Below are 20,222 nucleotides of genomic sequence, written 5' to 3' on the forward strand. Positions count from 1 at the left end.
CCCAAGCCGCCAGCCCCGAGAGAGACCCATGCTGCTGTTGATCGATAACTATGACAGTTTTACCTACAACCTTGTGCACTATCTCGGAGAGCTGGGCGCAGATGTGAAGGTTCACCGGAACGATGCGATCGACGTGCAGCAGGCCATGGCGATGAAGCCCGAGGGCATCGTTCTGTCGCCCGGCCCCTGCGATCCCGATCAGGCGGGCATCTGCCTGGCCATGGTTGCCGCGGCGGCCGAAACGAAAACCCCGCTGTTCGGCGTCTGCCTTGGCCATCAGACCATCGGCCAGGCCTTTGGCGGCACCGTGGTGCGCCATGATGAAATCGTGCACGGCAAGATGGGCGAAATGCTGCACAAGGGCGAAGGCGTGTTCAAGGGCCTGCCCTCGCCTTTGAAGGCGACGCGCTATCATTCGCTGGTGGTGCGCCGGTCCGACCTGCCGTCCTGCCTGAAGGTCACGGCAGAGCTGGCGGACGGCACCATCATGGGGCTGCGCCACGAAAGCCTGCCGATCGAGGGCGTGCAGTTTCATCCCGAATCCATCGCCTCGGAGCATGGGCATGAACTGCTCAAGAATTTTCTGGACATGACGAAGGTGCCCGCATGAGCCATGACATCAAACCCCTGATCGGGGCTGCCGCCGACCGCCCCCTGACCCGGGCCGAGGCCGAGGCCGCCTTTACCGTGCTGTTTCAGGGCGAGGCAACGCCCGCCCAGATCGGCGGTTTGCTGATGGCCCTGCGCACGCGCGGCGAAACGGTTGATGAATTCTCTGCCGCCGCCGCCGTGATGCGCGCCAAGTGCCACAAGGTTGCGGCCCCTGCGGGCGCGATGGACATCGTTGGCACCGGCGGCGATGGCAAGGGTACGCTGAACATTTCCACCGCCACGGCCTTTGTGGTGGCGGGCGCCGGGGTGCCGGTGGCCAAGCATGGCAACCGCAACCTGTCGTCGCAATCGGGCGCGGCGGATGCGCTGGGGCAGATGGGGATCAACGTGATGGTTGGCCCGGAAGTCGTTGAAAAGGCGCTGAAAGACGTTGGCATCTGTTTCATGATGGCGCCCATGCATCACCCGGCCATGGCCCATGTCGGCCCGGTCCGCGCCGAGCTGGGCACCCGCACGATCTTCAACATCCTTGGCCCGTTGACCAACCCGGCAGGCGTCAAACGCCAGCTGACCGGGGCCTTTACCCGCGATCTGATCCGCCCCATGGCGGAAACCCTTGGCCAGCTTGGCAGCGAACGCGCCTGGCTGGTGCATGGCAGCGACGGCACGGACGAGCTGTCGATTGCCGGGGTGTCCTGGGTCGCCGCATTGGAAGAGGATGGGTCAATCCGCGAGGCCGAATTGCACCCCGAGGACGCGGGCCTGCCCCAGCATCCCTTTGAGGCGATCCTTGGCGGCACGCCCGAAGATAACGGCAAGGCCTTTCGCGCGCTGCTGGAGGGCGAAAAATCCGCCTACCGCGATGCGGTTCTGCTGAACGCCGCCGCCGCGCTGACCATCGCCGGCAAGGCGGATGATCTGCGCCAGGGCGTTGAAATGGCGCGGGAAAGCATCGATTCCGGCAGCGCCCTGGGCAAGGTTCAGGCGCTGGCAGCCGCCTCTCAAAAGGCGTGACGCAGCCGCCCGGCGCCTGGGGCCATCTGGCCTTTTTCAACCGCGACTGGCCCGCGATCCGCGCGGCCATCGCGGCCGACAGTCGCCAGATCCTGCCGCCCGACGCGCAGCGCTTTGCCGCGCTGGACGCCTGTTCGCCCGCGCAAACCCGCGTCGTGATCCTGGGTCAGGATCCCTATCCGACCCCCGGCCATGCCCATGGGCTGGCCTTTTCGGTCGACCCGGATGTGCGCCCCCTGCCCCGATCATTGACCAATATTTTCAAAGAGATGCAGGACGATCTTGGCGCGGCCCCAGCAAACGGCGATCTGCGGTTCTGGGCGCAACAGGGCGTTCTTTTGCTGAACACCGCGCTGACCGTGCCGGCGGGCGCGGCGGGTGGTCATGCCAAACTGGGCTGGTCCCGCCTGACGCAAGAGGTGCTGGAACAACTGTCCGACCGTCCGCGCGCCTTTGTCCTGTGGGGCAACCACGCGCAGGGCTATGCCAGCCACATCACCGGCCCCGGCCACCTGATCCTGCGCAGCGCGCACCCTTCACCGCTGTCGGCCCGGCGCGGCTTTTTCGGCTCGCGCCCCTTTTCCCAAGTCAACGAGTGGCTTAAAGCGGGTGGGGACAGCCCGATCAACTGGACAACACCATGACGCAGACCATCCTCGACAAGATCAAGGCCTACAAGCTGGAGGAAGTCGCCGCCGACAAATCCGCCCGCCCGCTGGCCGAGGTCGAAGCCGCCGCCAAGGCCGCGCCGCCGCTTCGCCCCTTTGGCAAATCCCTGATGCAGGCCGCGAAAACCGGCTATGGGCTGATCGCCGAGGTCAAGAAGGCCTCGCCCTCCAAGGGGTTGATCCGCGCCGATTTCGAACCGGCCAAGCTGGCCCGCGCCTACGAAGCAGGCGGCGCCACCTGCCTGTCGGTGCTGACAGACACGCCGTCCTTTCAGGGCGCCAAGGACTACCTTGTGCAGGCCCGCGCCGCCACCAACCTGCCCGCCCTGCGCAAGGATTTCATGTACGACACCTACCAGGTGGCCGAGGCCCGCAGCCTAGGGGCCGACTGCATCCTGATCATCATGGCCAGCGTGTCCGACGCGCAGGCCGCCGAACTCGAAGACGCGGCCTTTGGCTGGGGCATGGACGCGCTGATCGAGGTCCACAATGCCGAGGAACTGGAGCGCGCCCTGCTGCTCAAATCCCCTTTGATCGGCGTAAACAACCGCAATCTCAATACCTTCGAGACCTCTCTTGAGACGACGCGCGAATTGTCCAAGGGCCTGCCACAGGGGCGGTTCCTGGTCTCTGAATCCGGTCTTAACACCCCCGAGGATCTGGCCGACATGGCCGGTTTCGGGGCCCGCGCCTTCCTGATCGGCGAAAGCCTGATGCGCAAGGACGACGTCGAACAGGCCACCCGCGCCCTGCTGCAAAACCCGGTGCCCGCATGACCGGCCTGACCCATTTCGACGCGCAGGGCAACGCGCATATGGTCGACGTCTCGGACAAACCCGTGACCAGCCGCATCGCCACCGCCGCAGGCTGGGTCCGGATGGCGCCTGAAACCTTTGCGCTGATCACCGAAGGCCGCGCCAAAAAGGGCGACGTGATCGGCGTCGCGCGCCTTGCCGGGATCATGGGGGCCAAGAAAACGCCCGAGCTGATCCCGCTGTGCCACCCGCTGCCGATCACCAAGGTCACGGTCGACCTGACCGCCGATCCGGCCCTGCCGGGCCTGCAGATCGAGGCCACGGTCAAGACCACCGGCCAGACCGGCGTGGAAATGGAGGCGCTGACAGCGGTCAGCACCGCCGCGCTGACGGTCTACGACATGGTCAAGGCCGCCGACAAAGGCATGGAAATCGGCGGCATCCGCGTGCTGCTGAAAGACGGCGGCAAATCCGGGCGTTTCGAGGCGAAATGATCACCGTCGCCGAAGCCCTTGACCAGCTGTTCGCCCTTGCCCGCCCAACGGGCATCGAGGAGGTGCCCCTGCTTGATGCTGCGGGCCGGGTTTTGGCGCGTGATGTGGCCAGCACCCGCGATCAGCCGCCCTTTGCAGCCTCGGCCATGGATGGCTATGCAGTGGTGCAGGCCGCGCCCGGCGATGTGCTGAGCGTGATCGGCGAAAGTGCGGCTGGGCATCGGTTTGACGGGGTCGTCAAGCCGGGTCAAGCGGTGCGGATCTTTACCGGGGCGCCGGTGCCACCGGGCGCAAATCGCGTTGTCATTCAAGAGGATGTGCAGCGCACCGCCGATCAGATCACCATTGGCGAGCGTCTGGACGAAGGCGACAACATTCGCCCCGCTGGCAATGATTTCAAGGCTGGCAGCATGGTCGCCGCCCCGCGCGTTCTGACCCCGAACGACATTGCTCTGCTGGCCTCGATGAACATTGCGCGGGTGCCCGTGGCGCGCCGCCCGGTCGTGGCGCTGATTTCCACCGGGGACGAGCTGGTCATGCCCGGGGAAACCCCCGGCCCCGACCAGATCATCGCCTCGAACACCTTTGGCCTGCATGCCCTGCTGCGCGATCTGGGGGCGGAACCGCGCCTGTTGCCGATTGCGCGCGACAATGCCGCGTCGCTGAAAACCGTGCTGGGGCTGATCGACGATGCCGATCTGGTGATCACCATTGGCGGCGCCTCGGTCGGGGATCACGATCTGGTGGCGCCGGTGGCAGAAGAACTGGGGATGCAGCGCGCCTTTCACAAGGTGGCCATGCGCCCCGGAAAACCGCTGATGTCGGGCCGGTTGGACAAGGCGATGATGATCGGCCTGCCGGGCAATCCGGTGTCTGCCATGGTCTGCGGCCATGTCTTTGTCGCGCCAGTAATCCGCGCCATGCTGGGGCTGGGTGCCGCCCCCGCCGCGCGCAAGACCGCCGTTCTGGCCGCCCCCCTGCCCGCCAACGGCCCGCGCGAACATTACATGCGCGCCACGCTTGGCCCCGACGGCCTGCGCGCCTTTGATCGGCAGGATTCGTCCCTGCTCAGCGTGCTGGGCGCGGCCAATGCGCTGGTGGTGCGCCCGGTGGGTGATGGCGCGCGCGAGGTGGGCGAGCCTGTCGACTACCTGCCGCTCTGAAAAATTATCGAAATTTTAAGACAAATGGCCCGACACTTGTGTGGTGGCACGGGGGTTATCCACAGATGTGTTGACACAAAACGGGAACAGGACTAGAACAAACGTTAACAAAACGCAATTTGGGGGAGGCCGGGCATGCTGACCAAGAAACAACTCGATCTGTTGGATTTCATCAACAAACGCATGGCGCGCGACGGTGTCCCGCCCAGCTTTGATGAAATGAAGGATGCGCTGGACCTGCGGTCCAAATCCGGCATTCACCGGCTGATCACGGCGCTGGAGGAACGCGGGTTCATCCGCCGCCTGGCGCACCGCGCCCGCGCCATCGAAATCGTCAAACTGCCCGAAAGCCTGGGCGGACGGCCCGCCGGATTTTCGCCCCGGGTGATCGACGGCGACCGCCCCGATGCCACCCCCGGCAAGGCCCGGCAGGTGGATCGCGTCGACATCGCGGAACTGCCGCTGATGGGCCGCATCGCCGCCGGTGTCCCGATCGAGGCGATCAACGATGCCCCCCCTGCAATCGCGGTGCCGGGGCAGATGCTGAAAGGCGCAGGCAAGCACTATGCGCTTGAGGTCAAAGGCGATTCCATGATCGAGGCCGGGATCAACGACGGTGACGTCGTGGTGATCCGCGAAACCAGCACCGCCGACGACGGCGATATCGTCGTGGCGCAGGTCGAAGGCTATGAGGCGACGCTGAAGCGGTTCAAGCGCAACGGCAACATGATCATCCTCGAGGCGGCCAACCCGGCCTATGAACCGCGCGTTCTGCCCAAAGGCGACGTCAGCGTTCAGGGCAAGCTGGTCGGGCTGATCCGCACCTACTGACCCTTTTGCGCCAGCCGTTTTGGCGCTGGCCCCTCTCCATGCCACAGACGGCGGCCCGACACCTGGGTCGCCGTTTTCATGTCCAGCCCCGTGTCGCGCAGCCACAGCGCCACCGACCCGGTCTGTTTCAGCCGGTCGGGATCAAAGACGCGGCAGGGACCGCGCGGCGCGACCTCGGCGCTGGCGATCACGATCTGGTCGGCGCTGCAGCGGTCAAAGCTGCGCGCCGCCACCTTGCCCTGCAGATGCACCACCTCGATCGGGCCGATCTGCGCGCGCGCCACGCGGTCATGGATCTGCGGCCAAAGCCCGGCGGCGCTGGCCTGCGTGCCACCAAAGCCATCGTTCTCAAGCCAGGTATCGGCAATGAACCCCGACCCCTTGGCGCGCGACAGCGCCCGCCCCTGATCGGTCATCACGCCGACCAGGGTGCCACTGTCGGCGATCAGCAGCGCCGGGCGCTCGGATTGTGTCCACAGCGCGATGGCCAGCGCCATGGGCGCCAGCCCCGCCAGCCGCCCGCGTCCCTGCCACAGGCACAGGATCAGACCGCCAAGCGCCAGGATCGGCAGGACATGCGGCGCGGGCGCGACCACCGGGCGGACGGCGCCGCTCCACCCGGCGATCCGGTCGGCGACGAACAGGATCCAGTCCAGCCCCAGCCCCATGATGGCCAGCGCGAGATGTTCAAGCCCGAAGGGCATCAGCAGCACCGCAAGCACCCCCATCGGCACCACCAAAAGCCCCATCACGGGAACCGATACGAGGTTGGCGATCAACCCATAGCTTGAGGCCTGGTTGAAATGCGCCATGCCCACCGGCGCCGTGGCCAGCCCCGCCACCGCCGAGGACAGCACCAGCGACAGCACCGGCGCAGTCCAGCGCGGCCAGCTGCGGCCGGATTTGGACCGCGTGACCTGCTCGAACACCGCCACCAGCGCCGTGGTCGCCGCAAAGGACATCTGGAAACCGGGGCTGACCAGTGCCTGGGGGTGAAGCACCAACACGATCAGCGCCGCCATGGCCACCGCCCGCAGGCTGATGGCGCGGCGGTCCAGGATCAGCGCGCACAGCGCCGTGGCCGCCATGATAAAGGCGCGCTCGGTCGCGACATTGCCGCCCGACAGCAGCAGATAGCCAAAGGCCGCGACCAGCGCGCCCAGGGCGGCCAGTTTCTTGACCGGCCAGGCGTGGCGCGGCACCGGGTGCAGCAACAGGCCAAAACGCAAAACGGCAAAGACAAAGCCCGCCAGCAGCCCCATGTGCAGCCCCGAAATGGCCAGCAGATGCGCCAGGTTGGTGTCGCGCAGTGCCTGCAGGGTGTCGCGGCCCATGCTGGACCGGTCGCCTGTCATGACCGCCGCGGCAAAGGCTCCGGCCTCGCCCTTCAGCCCCGCCTGCACGCGGTTCGACAGCCAGATCCGCGCCTTGAAGATCGCTTGCCCCGGGCCGGGCGGCTCTAGCAGCAGCACCGGGTTGCGGGTATAGCCGATGCCGCCCAGCCGCAGGAACCAGGCGTGGCGTTTGAAATCAAAGCCCCCCGGTTCGACCGCGCCGCCGGGGGCGGACAGATGGCCGGTCAGGATGATGGTCGCGCCCGGGCTGGGCTGGAAAAAGCCCTGGTCGCCATGCAGCGATACCCGCACCCGCGCCGGGGTGCGTTCGGGCGCCATGCGTTCCAGCACCACCCGGTCCAGCGTCAGCCGCACCGCGTCCGAGCCTGACCGGTCGATGGCGACGATGCGCCCCTCGATCGGGCCGTAATAGCGGAAATCCAGCACCGGCCCGGCCGTCCAATGGGCGCGCAGCCCGGCGCTGCCATAACCGCAGGCGATCAGCGCCAGCGCGATCAGCACAGGCCCAAGCACCGCGCCCGCCCGCAGCGCCGCAATCAGGCCCAGCCCCCCCAGCCCAAGCATCAGCCACAACAGCGCCACCGGCGGTTCGACCCGCAGGGCGAAATAGCCGCCGATGCCGATGGCCAGAAAGACCGCCGTCCAGGGAAACAGAAAGCCGCGCTGCGCAAGGATCACGCTTTGCGGCCACAGAAAGAACCGAGCCATAGCTTGCCCCGCGCACAGGGGGTGGGTAAGGAACGAGCCAACCTATCCTTGCCACCGTTATCAAAAGGTTAACCAAGATGACCGACGTCGTAACCCGCTTTGCCCCTTCGCCCACCGGGTATCTGCACATCGGTGGCGCCCGCACCGCGCTGTTCAACTATCTTTTTGCCCGTGGCCGGGGCGGCAAGTTCCTGCTGCGGATCGAAGACACCGACAAGGAACGCTCGACCGCCGCCGCGACCGCCGCGATCCTCAAGGGGCTCGACTGGCTGGGGCTGGAACACGACGGCGACGTGGTCAGCCAGGCGGCAGGCGCCGCGCGCCACCACGAGGTCGCGCTGGAGCTGCTGGCCAAGGGTAAGGCATACAAGTGCTTTTCCACGCAAGAGGAAATCGAGGCCTTCCGCGAGGCCGCCCGCGAAGAAAAACGCTCGACCCTGTTTCAAAGCCCCTGGCGCGATGCCGATCCGGCCACGCACCCCGACGCGCCCTATGCGATCCGCCTCAAGACGCCGCAGGACGGCGAGACGGTGATCGACGACGTGGTGCAGGGCAAGGTGACGATCCGCAACGACCAGCTGGACGACATGATCCTGCTGCGCAGCGACGGCAGCCCGGTCTACATGCTGGCGGTGGTGGTCGATGACCACGACATGGGTGTGACCCATGTGATCCGCGGCGATGACCACCTGAACAACGCCGCCCGCCAGATGGGCATCTATACGGCCATGGGCTGGGACGTGCCGATCTGGGCGCATATCCCGCTGATCCACGGCCCCGACGGCAAAAAGCTGTCCAAGCGCCATGGCGCGCTGGGGGTCGAGGAATACCAGGCCATGGGCTATCCCGCCGCCGGCATGCGCAACTATCTTGCCCGCCTCGGCTGGAGCCACGGCGATGACGAATTCTTTACCGATGATCAGGCAAAGGAGTGGTTCAATCTTGAGGGAATCGGCAAGTCCCCCGCCCGGCTCGACTTCAAGAAACTGGAAAACCTGTGCGGTCAGCACATCGCCCAGGCTGAGGATGCTGCACTGCTGCAAGAACTTGAGGCATTTCTGGGTGCAACCGGCGCCGCCCCCCTGACAGACGCCCAGCGCGACGGCCTGTCGCGGGGCATGTTCTGCCTGAAGGAGCGCGCCAAGACCTTTCCGGAACTTCTTGAAAAGGCTCAGTTTATCCTGGCATCCCGGCCCATCGACATGGACGAGAAGGCCGCCAAGGCCCTTGACCCGGTATCCCGTGGTATACTGAGTGCGTTGACGCCGCAGTTGCAAAATGCTAGCTGGACCCGAGATGATCTGGAGGAGGTTCTGAACCGTTTTGCCACAGATCAGGGGACCAAGTTCGGAAAACTGGCCGGGCCGCTTCGCGCCGCCCTCGCAGGACGAGCGGTCACCCCGAGCGTCTTTGACATGATGCTCGTACTGGGGCGGGAGGAAAGCCTCGCCCGTCTGGAAGCGGCCGGAAACGGGGCCTAGCGCGGCGCGCGCCCCGGCGGCCATGTGAAATTGACAGGCACGGGCCAAAGGGGCCCCTGCCCCACCGTATATGAAGGGATGATATGCATGGCCGATAACTCCAAAACCGCAACGCTGACCATTGACGGCAACAGCTATGAGCTGCCGGTTCACTCGCCCACCGCCGGGCCCGACGTGATCGACATCCGCAAGCTGTACGGCCAGGCCGGCGTGTTCACCTACGACCCCGGCTTTACCTCGACCGCCAGCTGCGACAGCACCATCACCTTCATCGACGGTGACAAGGGCGAATTGCTGCACCGCGGCTATCCGATCGACCAGCTGGCCGAGAAATCGCATTACCTCGAAGTCTGCTTCCTGCTGCTTTACGGTTATCTGCCCAAGGCAGAAGAGCTGGAAGAGTTCGAGAACACGATCACCCGCCACACCATGATCCACGAGCAGATGCACAACTTCTTCCGCGGGTTCCGCCGCGATGCGCATCCGATGGCGACCATGGTGGGTGTGGTCGGCGCGATGTCGGCCTTTTACCACGACAGCACCGACATCAGCGACGAACAGCAGCGCGAAATCGCATCGCACCGCCTGATCGCCAAGATGCCGACGATCGCCGCGATGGCCTACAAGTATTCGATCGGTCAGCCCTTCGTGTACCCGCGCAACGATCTCGATTACGCCGCGAACTTCCTGCACATGTGCTTTGCCGTCCCGGCCGAGGAATATCACGTCGATCCGATCCTGGCCCGCGCCATGGACCGCATCTTTACCCTGCATGCGGACCACGAACAGAACGCCTCGACCTCGACGGTACGTCTGGCCTCGTCCTCGGGTGCGAACCCGTTTGCCTGCATCGCGGCCGGCATCGCCTGCCTTTGGGGCCCGGCGCACGGCGGCGCAAACCAGGCCTGCCTGGAAATGCTCAAGGAAATCGGCTCGCCCGAGAATATCCCCGAGTTTATCGCCCGCGCCAAGGACAAGGACGATCCCTTCCGCCTGATGGGCTTTGGCCACCGCGTCTATAAAAACTTCGACCCGCGCGCGACCGTGATGAAACAGTCCGCCGACGAAGTGCTGGACCTGCTGGGCGTGCACAACAACCCGATCCTGGCCACCGCCAAGGAACTGGAAAAGCAGGCCCTTGCCGATCCCTACTTCGCCGAGAAAAAGCTGTTCCCGAACGTCGATTTCTATTCCGGTGTCATCCTCGAAGCGATGGGCTTTCCGACCTCGATGTTCACCCCGATCTTTGCGCTGTCGCGCACCGTCGGCTGGGTGTCGCAGTGGAAAGAACAGCTGGCCGATCCGGCGCACAAGATCGGCCGCCCGCGTCAGCTCTACAAGGGCGAGACCGAGCGCAACTACGTCGATATCGAAAGCCGCTGAACCGGCCCCATCCAAAACGAAAAAGGCCCGGTCGATTGACCGGGCCTTTTGCATTGGACATCAACAACGGGGCTCAGCGCCCCTCGTAACTGGCCGGGCGCTTGTCCAGAAAGGCCAGGACGCCTTCCTTGAAATCGCGGGTCTTGCCGCATTCGCCCTGCAGCCGCGCCTCGATGGCCAGCTGCGCCTCCAGGTCGTTCTCAAAGGCGCCGCGCAGCGCGGTCTTGAGATGGCCATAGGCCACCGTCGGCCCCTTGGCCAGATGCGCCGCACGGGCGCGCCAATGGGCGTCAAAAGCCTCGTCCGGCACCGCCTCCCAGATCATACCCCAGTCGTCGGCCTGCTGGGCGGTGATCTTGTCGGCAAACAGCGCCGCCCCCATGGCCTTGGCCAGCCCCATCTGCCGCGGCAAGGCCCAGGTGCCGCCCGCATCCGGGATCAATCCGATCCGGGTAAAGGCCTGCATGAAAAACGCGCTTTGCGTGGCAATCACCACATCGGCCACCAGCGCCAGGTTGGCCCCCGCCCCCGCCGCGGCGCCGTTCACCGCCGAAATCACCGGCACCGGGCAATCCACGATGGCGCGCAGCATCGGCACGTATTCCTCGCGCAGCACCCGCTCCAGATCCAGGTTGACCGCATTGCCGCCATCCCCCAGATCCTGCCCCGAACAAAAGGCGCTGCCATTGCCGGTCAAAACCACGACCCGCGCCGCCTTGCCGGCCTGCACCACCGCGTCGGTCAACTCGGCCCGCATCTGGGTGTTCAGCGCATTCATCACCTCCGGACGGTTCAGGGTGATGATGGCGACATCATCGTTCAGCGCGCTGGTGATCGTCTGGTATTGCATGGCAGGGCCTCGTTCTATGTTCCGCGCCATGAAATACCGCAAGCCCCCGAAAGGCAAAGCGAAACGCCGCGTCAAAGCTCGTGGCGCGTGAAAACCCGCGCCGCCCGCCTGCTTCTTTGTGCTGAAAATATCCCCGCCGGAGGCATCCGCCTTCGGCCCCGGGCGCGATCCTCAGTTCCTGAGGATCTCCTCCAGCCGCTTGCGCTCTTCCTCACTCAGCCCCGCCTCGCTGGCCGCCGGGGCCTGGGCGCGGCCACGGATATACAGCGCCGCCGTCAGCAGGGCAAAGATAAACAACAACGGCCCCGAGGCCCAAAGCAGCCAGTTCCAGCCACCGGTCGTCGGCTTGAGCAGCACGAACTCGCCGTAGCGGTCGACGATATACTCCACCGCCTCGTCGTTGCTGTCCCCGGCCAGGATGCGTTCGCGCACCAGGATGCGCAGATCGCGCGCCAGCGTCGCGTTGCTTTCGTCGATGCTTTCGTTCAGGCACACCAGGCAGCGCAGCCCGGCCGAGATTTCGCGCGCCCGGGCCTCTTGCGCCGGATCTTCCAGCATCTCGTCCGGTTGCACGGCCTGCGCCAATCCGCCAAGGCAGATCAGCACAAGCGCCAGGATGTAGGGCGGGGTTCCGCCCCGCCAGGCTTTCAGCAGTCTCATTCCGCCGGTACTCCCTGTGCGGGAACGCTCTTGCGCGCCCCGGCCGCGACGCGATAGCGCCGGTCCGACAGGCTGAGAAGCCCGCCAAAGGCCATCAGCAGACAGCCCGCCCAGATCCAGTTGGCCAGCGGCTTGATATAGGTCCGCACGACCCAGCCTCCGCCGTCCTGGCTGTCACCGATCACCACATAGACGTCCCGCATGAAACGGTAGTCGATGGCCGCCTCGGTCGTGGGCATGCGCGACACCGGATAGTTGCGCTTTTCGGGGTAAAGCCGCGCAACCTCGGCACCGTCCTGGCGCACGATCACTTCGCCTTGCGTGGCGAACCAGTTCGGCCCCGGCACGTTCTGCACATCGGCCAGTTCGATCTCGAAGGCGCCGACAGCGTAGGGCTGGCCGATCTGTGCGACGCGGATGTCCTCCTGGTCCCAGGCGGTCAGCCCGGCGATCCCCAGCATGGTGATCCCCAGCCCGGCATGGGCCACCGACTTGCCCCATTCCGAGCGCGGCAGCCGCAGCAGGCGTCCGAAATCCCGGGTCTGCCCGGTGCGCGACAAAAGGTCAGTCGCCGCCCCGGCCACCAGCCAGGTGCCCAGGAACACGCCCACCGGCCCCAGCAGCGTCTTTTCCGTCTGCATCGCCCAGACCAACCCCATCAGCGCCACCGCCAGGACGAAGGCCGGGATCAGCGCCTTGAGCACGCGGCCCAGCTTGCCGCGTTTCCAGCCGATCATCGCCCCCACGGGCATCAACAGCCCCAGCAGCACCATGAAGGGCGGAAAGGCCATGTCGAAGAACGGCGCGCCGACCGACAGCTTGCGGTCAAAGGCCATTTCCGCGACCAGCGGCCACAGCGTTCCGACAAAGACCACAAAGGACGACACCGCCAAAAGGATGTTGTTGGCCACAAGCGCCGATTCCCGGCTGACCAGACCAAAGACGCCCTTGGCCTCCATCACGTTGGCGCGGGCGGCAAACAGCGTCAGCGCGCCGCCGGTGAAGAACACCAGGATGCCCAGGATGAACACCCCGCGTTCGGGATCATTGGCAAAGGCATGCACCGAGGTCAGCACGCCGGAGCGCACGATAAAGGTGCCGATCAGCGAAAATCCAAAGGCCAGGATCGCCAGAAGCACGGTCCAGCTTTTCAGCGCCTCGCGCTTTTCCACCACGATGGCGGAATGCAGCAGCGCGGCGGCAAAAAGCCAGGGCATGAAGGATGCGTTTTCCACCGGGTCCCAGAACCAGAAACCGCCCCAGCCCAGTTCGTAATAGGCCCACCAGGACCCCAGCGCGATGCCGATGGTCAAGAACACCCAGGCCGCCAGCGTCCAGGGCCGCACCCAGCGCGCCCAGGCCGCATCGACGCGCCCTTCGATCAGCGCTGCGACCGCAAAGCTGAAACAGATGCTCAGCCCGACATAGCCAAGGTACAGGAACGGCGGATGAAAGGCCAAACCGGGGTCCTGCAACAGCGGGTTCAGGTCGGTGCCGTCCATCGGCGCCACGCCCATCCGCGTGAAGGGATTCGAGGTGAACAGCGTAAAGGCCAGGAACGCCACCCCGATCGAGGCCTGCACCCCGATCACCCGCGCCCGCAGGCTGGGGGGAAGGTTGCCGCCGAACCAGGCCGCCATGGCGCCAAACAGGCTCAGAATCAGGACCCAGAGCAGCATCGAGCCTTCGTGGTTGCCCCAGACGCCGCTGATCTTGTACAGCATCGGCTTGGCCGAATGGCTGTTGGAATAGACCAGCACCAGCGAAAAGTCCGAGGTGACAAAGGCATAGGTCAGGGCGGCAAAGGATGCCGCCACCAACAGGAACTGCGCCGTCGCGGCCGGTTCCGCCACGGCCATCCAGCCTGCCCAGCGTTGCTGCGCCCCCACCAGGGGCACGATCATCTGAACGATCGCCACAAAGAAGGCGAGGATCAGGGCGAAATGTCCGAGTTCTGTAATCATGCCTTCCGTTATAGGGCCACAACGAAGCCGGGCCAATCGGAATTGGCCCGGCTTGCTGTTCACATTGTCGCAACTGAATGCCTTGGCTCAGCGCCCTGCGCGCCAGTCCGCCAGCGCGGGGTTGTCGGCGATGTCCTCGCCCGGCGCGCCCGGGGATGCGGCGCCCCGGGGGCTGATGTCGCGCATGGCTTCGACCTCGCGCACGGCGCGCACCACCTGCGGCACGGCGGCGATGGTCGCGGCCACCTCGCGCTGGAATTCCTGGCCCTTGGCCTGGTGGCGCGCGCCGAAATAAAAGCTGACGATCGCGCCCAGAAGCCACCACAGCGGTTCCGGCACCAGCGCAATGCCCGCCATGCGCGCCGCGAACCAGACCGGATCGACCATGGCGGCGACGAACATCCCCATGGTTCCCAGCGCCATCGCCGGGCGGGGAATGCGGTTCAGCGCATCCATCAGCCGGTCGAACCAGCCGCGCTGGACGATGCGGAATTCCTGCCCGAACTGGTCCAGCGCCGCCGAGCGCAGATTCAGCCCGCGCTCGGCCTCGTTTTCGGCGTTCACCCGGAACACCTCGGCGGTTTCGGCGACCACGTTGCGGCCCGATCCGAACAGCAGTCCGAACAGCTTGTCGATCATCCCCATGCCGCCACCCGCGCATTGAACTCGGCCTCGGTCAGGTGATAACGGCCGGAAATGAACTCTTCGGCGCGCTTGATCCAGCCGCCCTTGCCGCCTGCCCGCGTGCGCGCATACTTGCGCGAGGCCGGGCGCCGGTCGGCGATGCCGAAGTAATAGTTGCGCCGCGCGATCCCGTAGGCATCGACCATGTGCCCCGGCGCCTTGGACAGGGCGCGGGCGCAGGCGGCGATGGTCTGCGGGCCGATGGCCCCGTCCACGTCAACGGTTTCGCCCATCTGCACCAGCAGGCGTTGCAGGATCTTCACCGCATTGGCCCCGGCGTTGACATACATGTCAAAGACCGTGGCGTGCAGCGGTTCGGGCAGCTCGGCGATGCGCGGCCGCAAAAAGTAGTGCTGCAGGAAAATCTCGACCGCCTGCGCGCGGGTCAGGCGCTTGACGTCCTCGGCGTCGACCGCGCCGTCGCCGTCCAGATCCAGACCCAGCCTGCGCATGGTGTGGATCGTGACGCCGTATTTCGTTGCCCCGCCGGGATCGTCGGGGTCGTTGACATATCCGCCCTCTCGGGCAACGATTTCTTCGGCCATGTGCCGTACGCTCTGTGCCATCTCATGCCTCCTGCTCGAAGCGGTTTTGCGTCGGCACAGGGTCGGGCCAGTGCGTTAAACAATCTTGAGCGGAGCGTTCGGTGACCCCCAAAGCAGATGAAATCATTCAGTTGTTGCGCCTGTCGCCGCATCCCGAAGGGGGCCACTATCGGCAGACATGGGTGGATGACACGGCGACCGGGCGCGCCGCCGGCACCTGCATCTATTTCCTGCTCAAGGGTGATGAGCGCAGCCATTGGCACCGCGTCGATGCCACCGAGATCTGGCATTACTACGCCGGGGCGCCGCTGATCCTGTCGCTGTCTGCGACAGAAGCCGGTCCGCGACGCGATCACACACTGGGCCCTGACCTTCTGGCCGGCCAACGCCCTCAGATCATCGTACCCGCAGACCACTGGCAGGCGGCGCGCAGCACCGGGGACTGGACTTTGGTGGGCTGCACCGTGTCACCGGGCTTTACCTTTGACGGCTTTACCCTCGCCGCCCCGGATTTCGACATTCCAACGTGAAAACGCCCGGGCAAATTGCCCGGGCGCAAGACGTGCCTGAGGAACCCGAGGGTCAGTTCCAAAAGCCTTCGTCGATGTTTTCCATGCCTTTCAGCTGTTCCAGCGTGTAAGGCACGACAATGGCATAGGAGGCGTCATCGACCGGGACCAGCTTGACCTTGTCGATGGTCAGCAGGACATGCTTGTCGCCAATGTCGAGAAATCCGCCAACCTCGGCCACGACGCCCTTGAAGGTGCCGTCGCTGGACAGGACGATATCCTCGATCTCGCCGACCTTGTCCCAGCCATCCTGGATGCTGTCGTAAACAAGGTCGCCATCCCAAACCAGATCGGCGCTGTCGGTGATGGTGTAGACCGCGCCGCCGGTGATGTCGCGGGTGCGGATCAGGTTGTCGGCGGCCATGTCCATCCCGGCGTCGGAATGCGCCATGTCGGATTGTTCGGTGATCACGGTCGTCTCGGCCGCCATGTCGCCCGTGGCGGCGTGACTTTCGGCAAAGGCCAGGCCGGGAACAAGGATCAGGGTTGCAAGTGCGGTGGTGCGTTTCATGTCAAATCTCCCTTCGGATTGTGTGAAGGAAGAACCGGCCAAACCCGCCCCGGTTCCGGACTATATTTTTCGAAAATCACGGAACTTGCGGGCGGGATTTGCGTTCATGGCGCCCCTCAGCGACCGGAAAAACGTCAATCGTACCCATAGCTTGGCCAGAAAACCGGCAATCCGGAAAAGGCGTGTCAGGGCAGGACCATCTGAAAGAAGGCCCTGCCCCGAAAATATCTCAGCCTTGATGGCCAAGCACGAAGTCCACCAGCTGCGCAGTCGATCCGTCCTTGCCCGTGGTCGGGGCCTCTCCGGCGACGACGGGCCCCAGCGCGGTGGCCAGTTCCTTGCCCAGCTCGACCCCCCATTGGTCGTAGGAGTTGATGTTCAGGATCACACCCTCGACGAACACCCGGTGTTCGTACAGCGCGATGATCTTGCCCAGCGTTTCGGCATCGAGTTTGGGATAGACCAGCGTGGTCGACGGCCGGTTGCCGGGGAAAACCCGGTGCCGCGCCTGGCGTTCCAGCTCGGCGCCTTCGAACAGGCCTGCAACCTTGCCGCGTGCTTCGTCCAGATCGCGCCCGCGCATCAAGGCTTCGGATTGCGCAAGACAGTTGGCGACCAGCAATTGGTGGTGGTGTTTCAGCGCCGGTTCATGCCCCTGCGCCGCCACCATGAATTCACAGGGCACAACCCGGGTGCCCTGATGGATCAACTGGTAAAAGGCGTGCTGGCCGTTGGTCCCCGGCTCGCCCCAGACCACAGGTCCGGAGTTGTAGGGCAGATCGGCGCCATCCATGCTGACGCCCTTGCCGTTGCTCTCCATTTCCAGCTGTTGCAGGTAGGCGGGCAGACGCGACAGGCGGTTGTCATAGGGCAGCACGGCGCGGGTGCCGTGACCCATCCCCTGATTGTGCCAGATCCCGACCAGCGCCAGAAGCACCGGCAGGTTTTCCGCCAAGGGCGCGTTTTGGAAATGGCGGTCCATCGCCTGTCCACCGCTCAGGAAAGCGCGGAAATTGGCCGGACCGACGGCGATCATCAGAGAAAGGCCGATCGGCCCCCACATCGAATAGCGCCCACCGACCCAGTCCTCGAAACCGAACACACGCTCGGCCGGGATGCCGAAATCACCGGCCTTCTGCACGTTCGACGACAGAGCAATGAACTTGCCCGCATCGCTGACGCCCTTGTCCGCCAGCCAGGCCTTGGCGCTGGCGGCGTTGGTCATGGTTTCGATGGTGGTGAATGTCTTGGAGGCGACGATGAACACCGTGCGCGCCGGGTCACATTTGGCCAGCGTATCGGCGATATCCGCGCCGTCCACGTTGGACACGAAATGGCACTTGGGTCCGTCGTGATAGGGTGCCAGCGCCAGAACCGCCATCTTGGGGCCCAGATCGGACCCGCCGATGCCGATATTGACCACGTCGGTCACATCCGATGCGCGCAGTTCCTCGGACAGCTTTTCCATGCGCGACAGCGTATGCAGCACCTCGGGCATGACGTCCTGACCGTCGACCACCACCGGAGCGGCGTCCAGATTGCGCAGCGCGGTGTGCAGAACGGCCCGGCCCTCGGTCTCGTTGATCCTGGCGCCTGCGAACATGGCATCGCGGCGCGCCTCGACGCCTGCGGTTTCGGCAAGTTTCAGCAGCTCGGCGCGGATATCAGCATCAATCTGCGTCTTGGAATAGTCGAACAGCATGCCCAGCGCCGACAGGCTGAAATCGCCCGCGCGCCCGGCATCGTCAAAAAGCCCGTCGATCCGGCGATCCGCCACCGCCGCGGCCTTTTGTTTCAAAGCGTCAAACATGTGCGTCACTCCGCCCAATGAACCTTGGCGCCCGAAAGCACCGCGTTGATCGGCGCCTCGAGCGCCGATTTGCCTTTTGCCGCCTCAAGCGCCGCGCGCTTTTCCGCGCCGAAGATCAGCACATGCTTGCGCAGCGCGCCGTCCAGCACCGGGGCTGTTAGGGTGATGCGCGGCTCGGGCGCGCCGGGGGCGCGCATCGCCATCAGCACGGGCGCATTCGGGGCCAGCGCCTCGGCCAGCTTGTCGGCGCCGGGGAACAGCGATGCGGTGTGCATGTCCGCCCCCATGCCCAGCAGCACCACCGCCAAGGGCATTTCGCCCTTGATCGGCCGCGCCAGATCTTCCAGCGCCTCTTCGGGCTGGTCAAACGGCGCGTATAGCGGCAGATAACCCGCCCGCTTGGCGCGATCCACCAGCAGCCGCTGGCGCAGCAGCCGGGTGTTCGACCGTTCGTGATCTTCGGGAACCCAGCGTTCGTCGGTCAGCATCACGTCGACCCGGCTCCAGTCCAGATCGGCGGCGCAAAGATCGTCGAACACCGGCCCCGGAGAGGTCCCGCCCGGAACGGCAAGCGCCGCGCGCTCTTCGTGCCCCAGGATCGAACGCAGGTCGCCGGCAATCTGGTTCGCCAGATCAATCGCCAGCATGTCGCGGTCGGCATATTCAATGAATTCATAGCTCATGTGCGAATGTCCCGCCATTTGCGCCCGTCCCGGTGCATTAGCATCAGGCTGTCATCGGGACCCGAGCTGCCGACGTCATAGGGTTTGGGCGCTTCGCCCCGGTTCTGCCAGCCTTCGATGATCGGATCGGTCCAGGCCCAGGCGGCCTCGACTTCGTCGCCGCGCATGAACAGGGTCTGGTTGCCGCGGATCACGTCCATGATCAGCCGTTCGTAGGCATCCGGCACCTCTTCGGAATCCGGGCCCAGCGCATCGGCAAAGCTCATGTCCAGCGGCACATCGACCAGACGCATGCCGCCCGGCCCCGGTTCCTTGATGGTCACGCCCAGTTCCATGCCCTCGTTGGGCTGCAGGCGAATGGTCAGGATGTTGCGGTGCCGTCCGGCATCGGCGCCAAAGATCGAATGCGGCGCGTCCTTGAAGACCACGGCAATTTCCGAGGCGCGTGCGCGCAACTTCTTGCCGGTGCGCAGGTAGAACGGCGTGCCGGCCCAGCGCCAGTTCGACACATGGCACTTGAGCGCGATAAAGCTTTCGGTGGTCGAGCGCGGATCGCCCGCGTCCTCGCGGTAGCTGGGTTCGACTCCGTGGCCGTCATACTGGCCGCGCACGATGTGATGCGGCAGAACCGGGTCCAGCGCGCGAATGACCTTCAGCTTTTCATCGCGCACCGCGTCGGGTTCGAACCGCGCGGGTGGCTCCATCGCGATCAGGCACAAAAGCTGCATCAGGTGGTTTTGCACCATGTCCCGCATGGCACCCGATTTGTCATAGTAGCCGCCGCGCCCGCCGACCCCGACGGTTTCGGCCACGGTGATCTGGATGTGGTCGACATATTGCGCATTCCAAAGCGGTTCGAACAGCACGTTGCCAAAGCGCACCGCCATCAGGTTCTGCACGGTTTCCTTGCCCAGGTAATGGTCGATCCGGTAAATCTGGGTTTCGTCGAAATGCTGCGCCAGGGTCGCGTTCAGCGCCCGCGCGGTTTTCAGATCGTGACCAAAGGGCTTTTCCACGACAACCCGGCTGTCGTCATCGGCCAGCCCGAAATGCCGCAGCCGTTCCGCCAGATCGCCAAACAGGCTGGGCCCTACCGAAAAGTAAAAGGCGCGGATCAGGCCATCATTCAAACGCGCCTTCAGCTCTTTCCAGCCGTCTTCGCCCTTGGCATCGACCACCTGGTAGCCGATCAGCTTGAGGAATTCGTCCAGCGTGCCGTCTTCGCAGGACCGGCCGCCGCCGAATTCGCGGATCGCCTCGGCGACCATGTCGCGAAAGCCGGCGTCGTCCATTTCCGTGCGCGCGGCGCCGATGATCTGCGCGCCCTCGGGCATCTGTCCGGCGCAGAATCGCCGGAACAAACCGGGCAGAATCTTGCGGCGGGCCAGATCGCCGGTTCCGCCGAATATGACCAGATCAAAAGGATCCACTGGGATGACACGTGAAACCATGGGGCACCTGTTCCTGTTCCTAATGCGCCGT

20 protein-coding genes are annotated in these 20,222 nt (G+C 65.1%); 10 read left to right on the plus strand and 10 right to left on the minus strand.

Translation table 11 applies throughout. The annotated features are described in order from the left end of the window. Nucleotides 1–28 precede the first annotated feature (28 nt). The 7 genes from QF118_RS14580 to lexA all read left to right on the plus strand — a co-directional run bounded on the left by QF118_RS14580 (nucleotide 29) and on the right by lexA (nucleotide 5,537). Nucleotides 29–610 carry an anthranilate synthase component II gene (locus QF118_RS14580; RefSeq protein WP_282299767.1) on the plus strand — a complete coding sequence of 194 codons (582 nt, stop codon included), beginning with the start codon at nucleotides 29–31 and terminating at the stop codon, nucleotides 608–610. Beyond that, a complete protein-coding gene (gene trpD / locus QF118_RS14585) occupies nucleotides 607–1,626 on the plus strand; it encodes an anthranilate phosphoribosyltransferase (protein WP_282299768.1) in 1,020 nt (339 codons plus the stop codon). Before QF118_RS14580 ends, trpD begins: the two co-directional genes overlap by 4 nt. After that, complete coding sequence (locus QF118_RS14590; protein WP_282299769.1) at nucleotides 1,623–2,270, plus strand: uracil-DNA glycosylase; 648 nt, start codon at nucleotides 1,623–1,625, stop codon at nucleotides 2,268–2,270. Before trpD ends, QF118_RS14590 begins: the two co-directional genes overlap by 4 nt. Further along, a complete protein-coding gene (gene trpC / locus QF118_RS14595; protein ID WP_282299770.1) occupies nucleotides 2,267–3,070 on the plus strand; it encodes an indole-3-glycerol phosphate synthase TrpC in 804 nt (267 codons plus the stop codon). Before QF118_RS14590 ends, trpC begins: the two co-directional genes overlap by 4 nt. After that, entirely contained in the window at nucleotides 3,067–3,543 is a 477-nt protein-coding gene (moaC, locus tag QF118_RS14600) for a cyclic pyranopterin monophosphate synthase MoaC (protein WP_282299771.1), read from the plus strand. Before trpC ends, moaC begins: the two co-directional genes overlap by 4 nt. Next, entirely contained in the window at nucleotides 3,540–4,706 is a 1,167-nt protein-coding gene (locus tag QF118_RS14605; protein WP_282299772.1) for a molybdopterin molybdotransferase MoeA, read from the plus strand. Before moaC ends, QF118_RS14605 begins: the two co-directional genes overlap by 4 nt. Nucleotides 4,707–4,841: 135 nt before the next feature. Next, entirely contained in the window at nucleotides 4,842–5,537 is a 696-nt protein-coding gene (gene lexA / locus QF118_RS14610; protein ID WP_282299773.1) for a transcriptional repressor LexA, read from the plus strand. Here lexA and QF118_RS14615 read toward each other — a convergent pair. After that, the gene (locus QF118_RS14615; protein ID WP_282299774.1) at nucleotides 5,531–7,600 is read right to left on the minus strand and encodes a ComEC/Rec2 family competence protein; all 2,070 of its coding nucleotides are present in this window, start codon (nucleotides 7,598–7,600) and stop codon (nucleotides 5,531–5,533) included. The genes lexA and QF118_RS14615 overlap by 7 nt on opposite strands. Nucleotides 7,601–7,677: 77 nt before the next feature. On the opposite strand from QF118_RS14615, the gene gltX reads away from it, so the two are divergent. Then, a complete protein-coding gene (gene gltX, locus QF118_RS14620; protein WP_282299775.1) occupies nucleotides 7,678–9,081 on the plus strand; it encodes a glutamate--tRNA ligase in 1,404 nt (467 codons plus the stop codon). A gap of 87 nt (nucleotides 9,082–9,168) precedes the next feature. Further along, entirely contained in the window at nucleotides 9,169–10,464 is a 1,296-nt protein-coding gene (gene gltA, locus QF118_RS14625) for a citrate synthase (RefSeq protein ID WP_282299776.1), read from the plus strand. Nucleotides 10,465–10,537: 73 nt separating this feature from the next. On the opposite strand, the gene QF118_RS14630 is transcribed toward gltA, so the two are convergent. From QF118_RS14630 to QF118_RS14650, 5 genes are all read right to left on the minus strand, one after another. Beyond that, nucleotides 10,538–11,314, minus strand: a complete 777-nt coding sequence (locus QF118_RS14630) for an enoyl-CoA hydratase-related protein (protein ID WP_282299777.1) — start codon at nucleotides 11,312–11,314, stop codon at nucleotides 10,538–10,540. A 171-nt stretch (nucleotides 11,315–11,485) separates the two neighbouring features. Next, nucleotides 11,486–11,974, minus strand: a complete 489-nt coding sequence (locus QF118_RS14635) for a cytochrome c-type biogenesis protein (RefSeq protein ID WP_282299778.1) — start codon at nucleotides 11,972–11,974, stop codon at nucleotides 11,486–11,488. Next, nucleotides 11,971–13,938 carry a heme lyase CcmF/NrfE family subunit gene (locus QF118_RS14640; RefSeq protein WP_282299779.1) on the minus strand — a complete coding sequence of 656 codons (1,968 nt, stop codon included), beginning with the start codon at nucleotides 13,936–13,938 and terminating at the stop codon, nucleotides 11,971–11,973. Before QF118_RS14640 ends, QF118_RS14635 begins: the two co-directional genes overlap by 4 nt. A gap of 87 nt (nucleotides 13,939–14,025) precedes the next feature. Beyond that, entirely contained in the window at nucleotides 14,026–14,583 is a 558-nt protein-coding gene (locus QF118_RS14645) for a holin family protein (RefSeq protein ID WP_282299780.1), read from the minus strand. Beyond that, nucleotides 14,574–15,188, minus strand: a complete 615-nt coding sequence (locus tag QF118_RS14650; protein WP_282299781.1) for a holin-associated N-acetylmuramidase — start codon at nucleotides 15,186–15,188, stop codon at nucleotides 14,574–14,576. The genes QF118_RS14645 and QF118_RS14650 overlap by 10 nt, the downstream gene beginning before the upstream one ends. Nucleotides 15,189–15,268: 80 nt before the next feature. On the opposite strand from QF118_RS14650, the gene QF118_RS14655 reads away from it, so the two are divergent. Next, nucleotides 15,269–15,697 (plus strand): cupin domain-containing protein, encoded by a 429-nt coding sequence (locus QF118_RS14655; protein ID WP_282299782.1) that lies wholly within the window; start codon nucleotides 15,269–15,271, stop codon nucleotides 15,695–15,697. Nucleotides 15,698–15,749: 52 nt separating this feature from the next. On the opposite strand, the gene QF118_RS14660 is transcribed toward QF118_RS14655, so the two are convergent. From QF118_RS14660 to zwf, 4 genes are all read right to left on the minus strand, one after another. Continuing rightward, nucleotides 15,750–16,247 (minus strand): PRC-barrel domain-containing protein, encoded by a 498-nt coding sequence (locus QF118_RS14660; protein ID WP_282299783.1) that lies wholly within the window; start codon nucleotides 16,245–16,247, stop codon nucleotides 15,750–15,752. A 229-nt stretch (nucleotides 16,248–16,476) separates the two neighbouring features. Beyond that, entirely contained in the window at nucleotides 16,477–18,057 is a 1,581-nt protein-coding gene (gene pgi, locus QF118_RS14665) for a glucose-6-phosphate isomerase (protein WP_282299784.1), read from the minus strand. A 5-nt stretch (nucleotides 18,058–18,062) separates the two neighbouring features. Further along, the gene (pgl, locus tag QF118_RS14670; RefSeq protein ID WP_282299785.1) at nucleotides 18,063–18,740 is read right to left on the minus strand and encodes a 6-phosphogluconolactonase; all 678 of its coding nucleotides are present in this window, start codon (nucleotides 18,738–18,740) and stop codon (nucleotides 18,063–18,065) included. Further along, a complete protein-coding gene (zwf, locus tag QF118_RS14675; protein ID WP_282299786.1) occupies nucleotides 18,737–20,191 on the minus strand; it encodes a glucose-6-phosphate dehydrogenase in 1,455 nt (484 codons plus the stop codon). The genes pgl and zwf overlap by 4 nt, the downstream gene beginning before the upstream one ends. Between the last annotated feature and the right edge of the window lie 31 nt (nucleotides 20,192–20,222).

The sequence above is a fragment of the Tropicibacter oceani genome, from assembly GCF_029958925.1.
GTDB classification, from domain to species: domain Bacteria; phylum Pseudomonadota; class Alphaproteobacteria; order Rhodobacterales; family Rhodobacteraceae; genus Pacificoceanicola; species Pacificoceanicola oceani.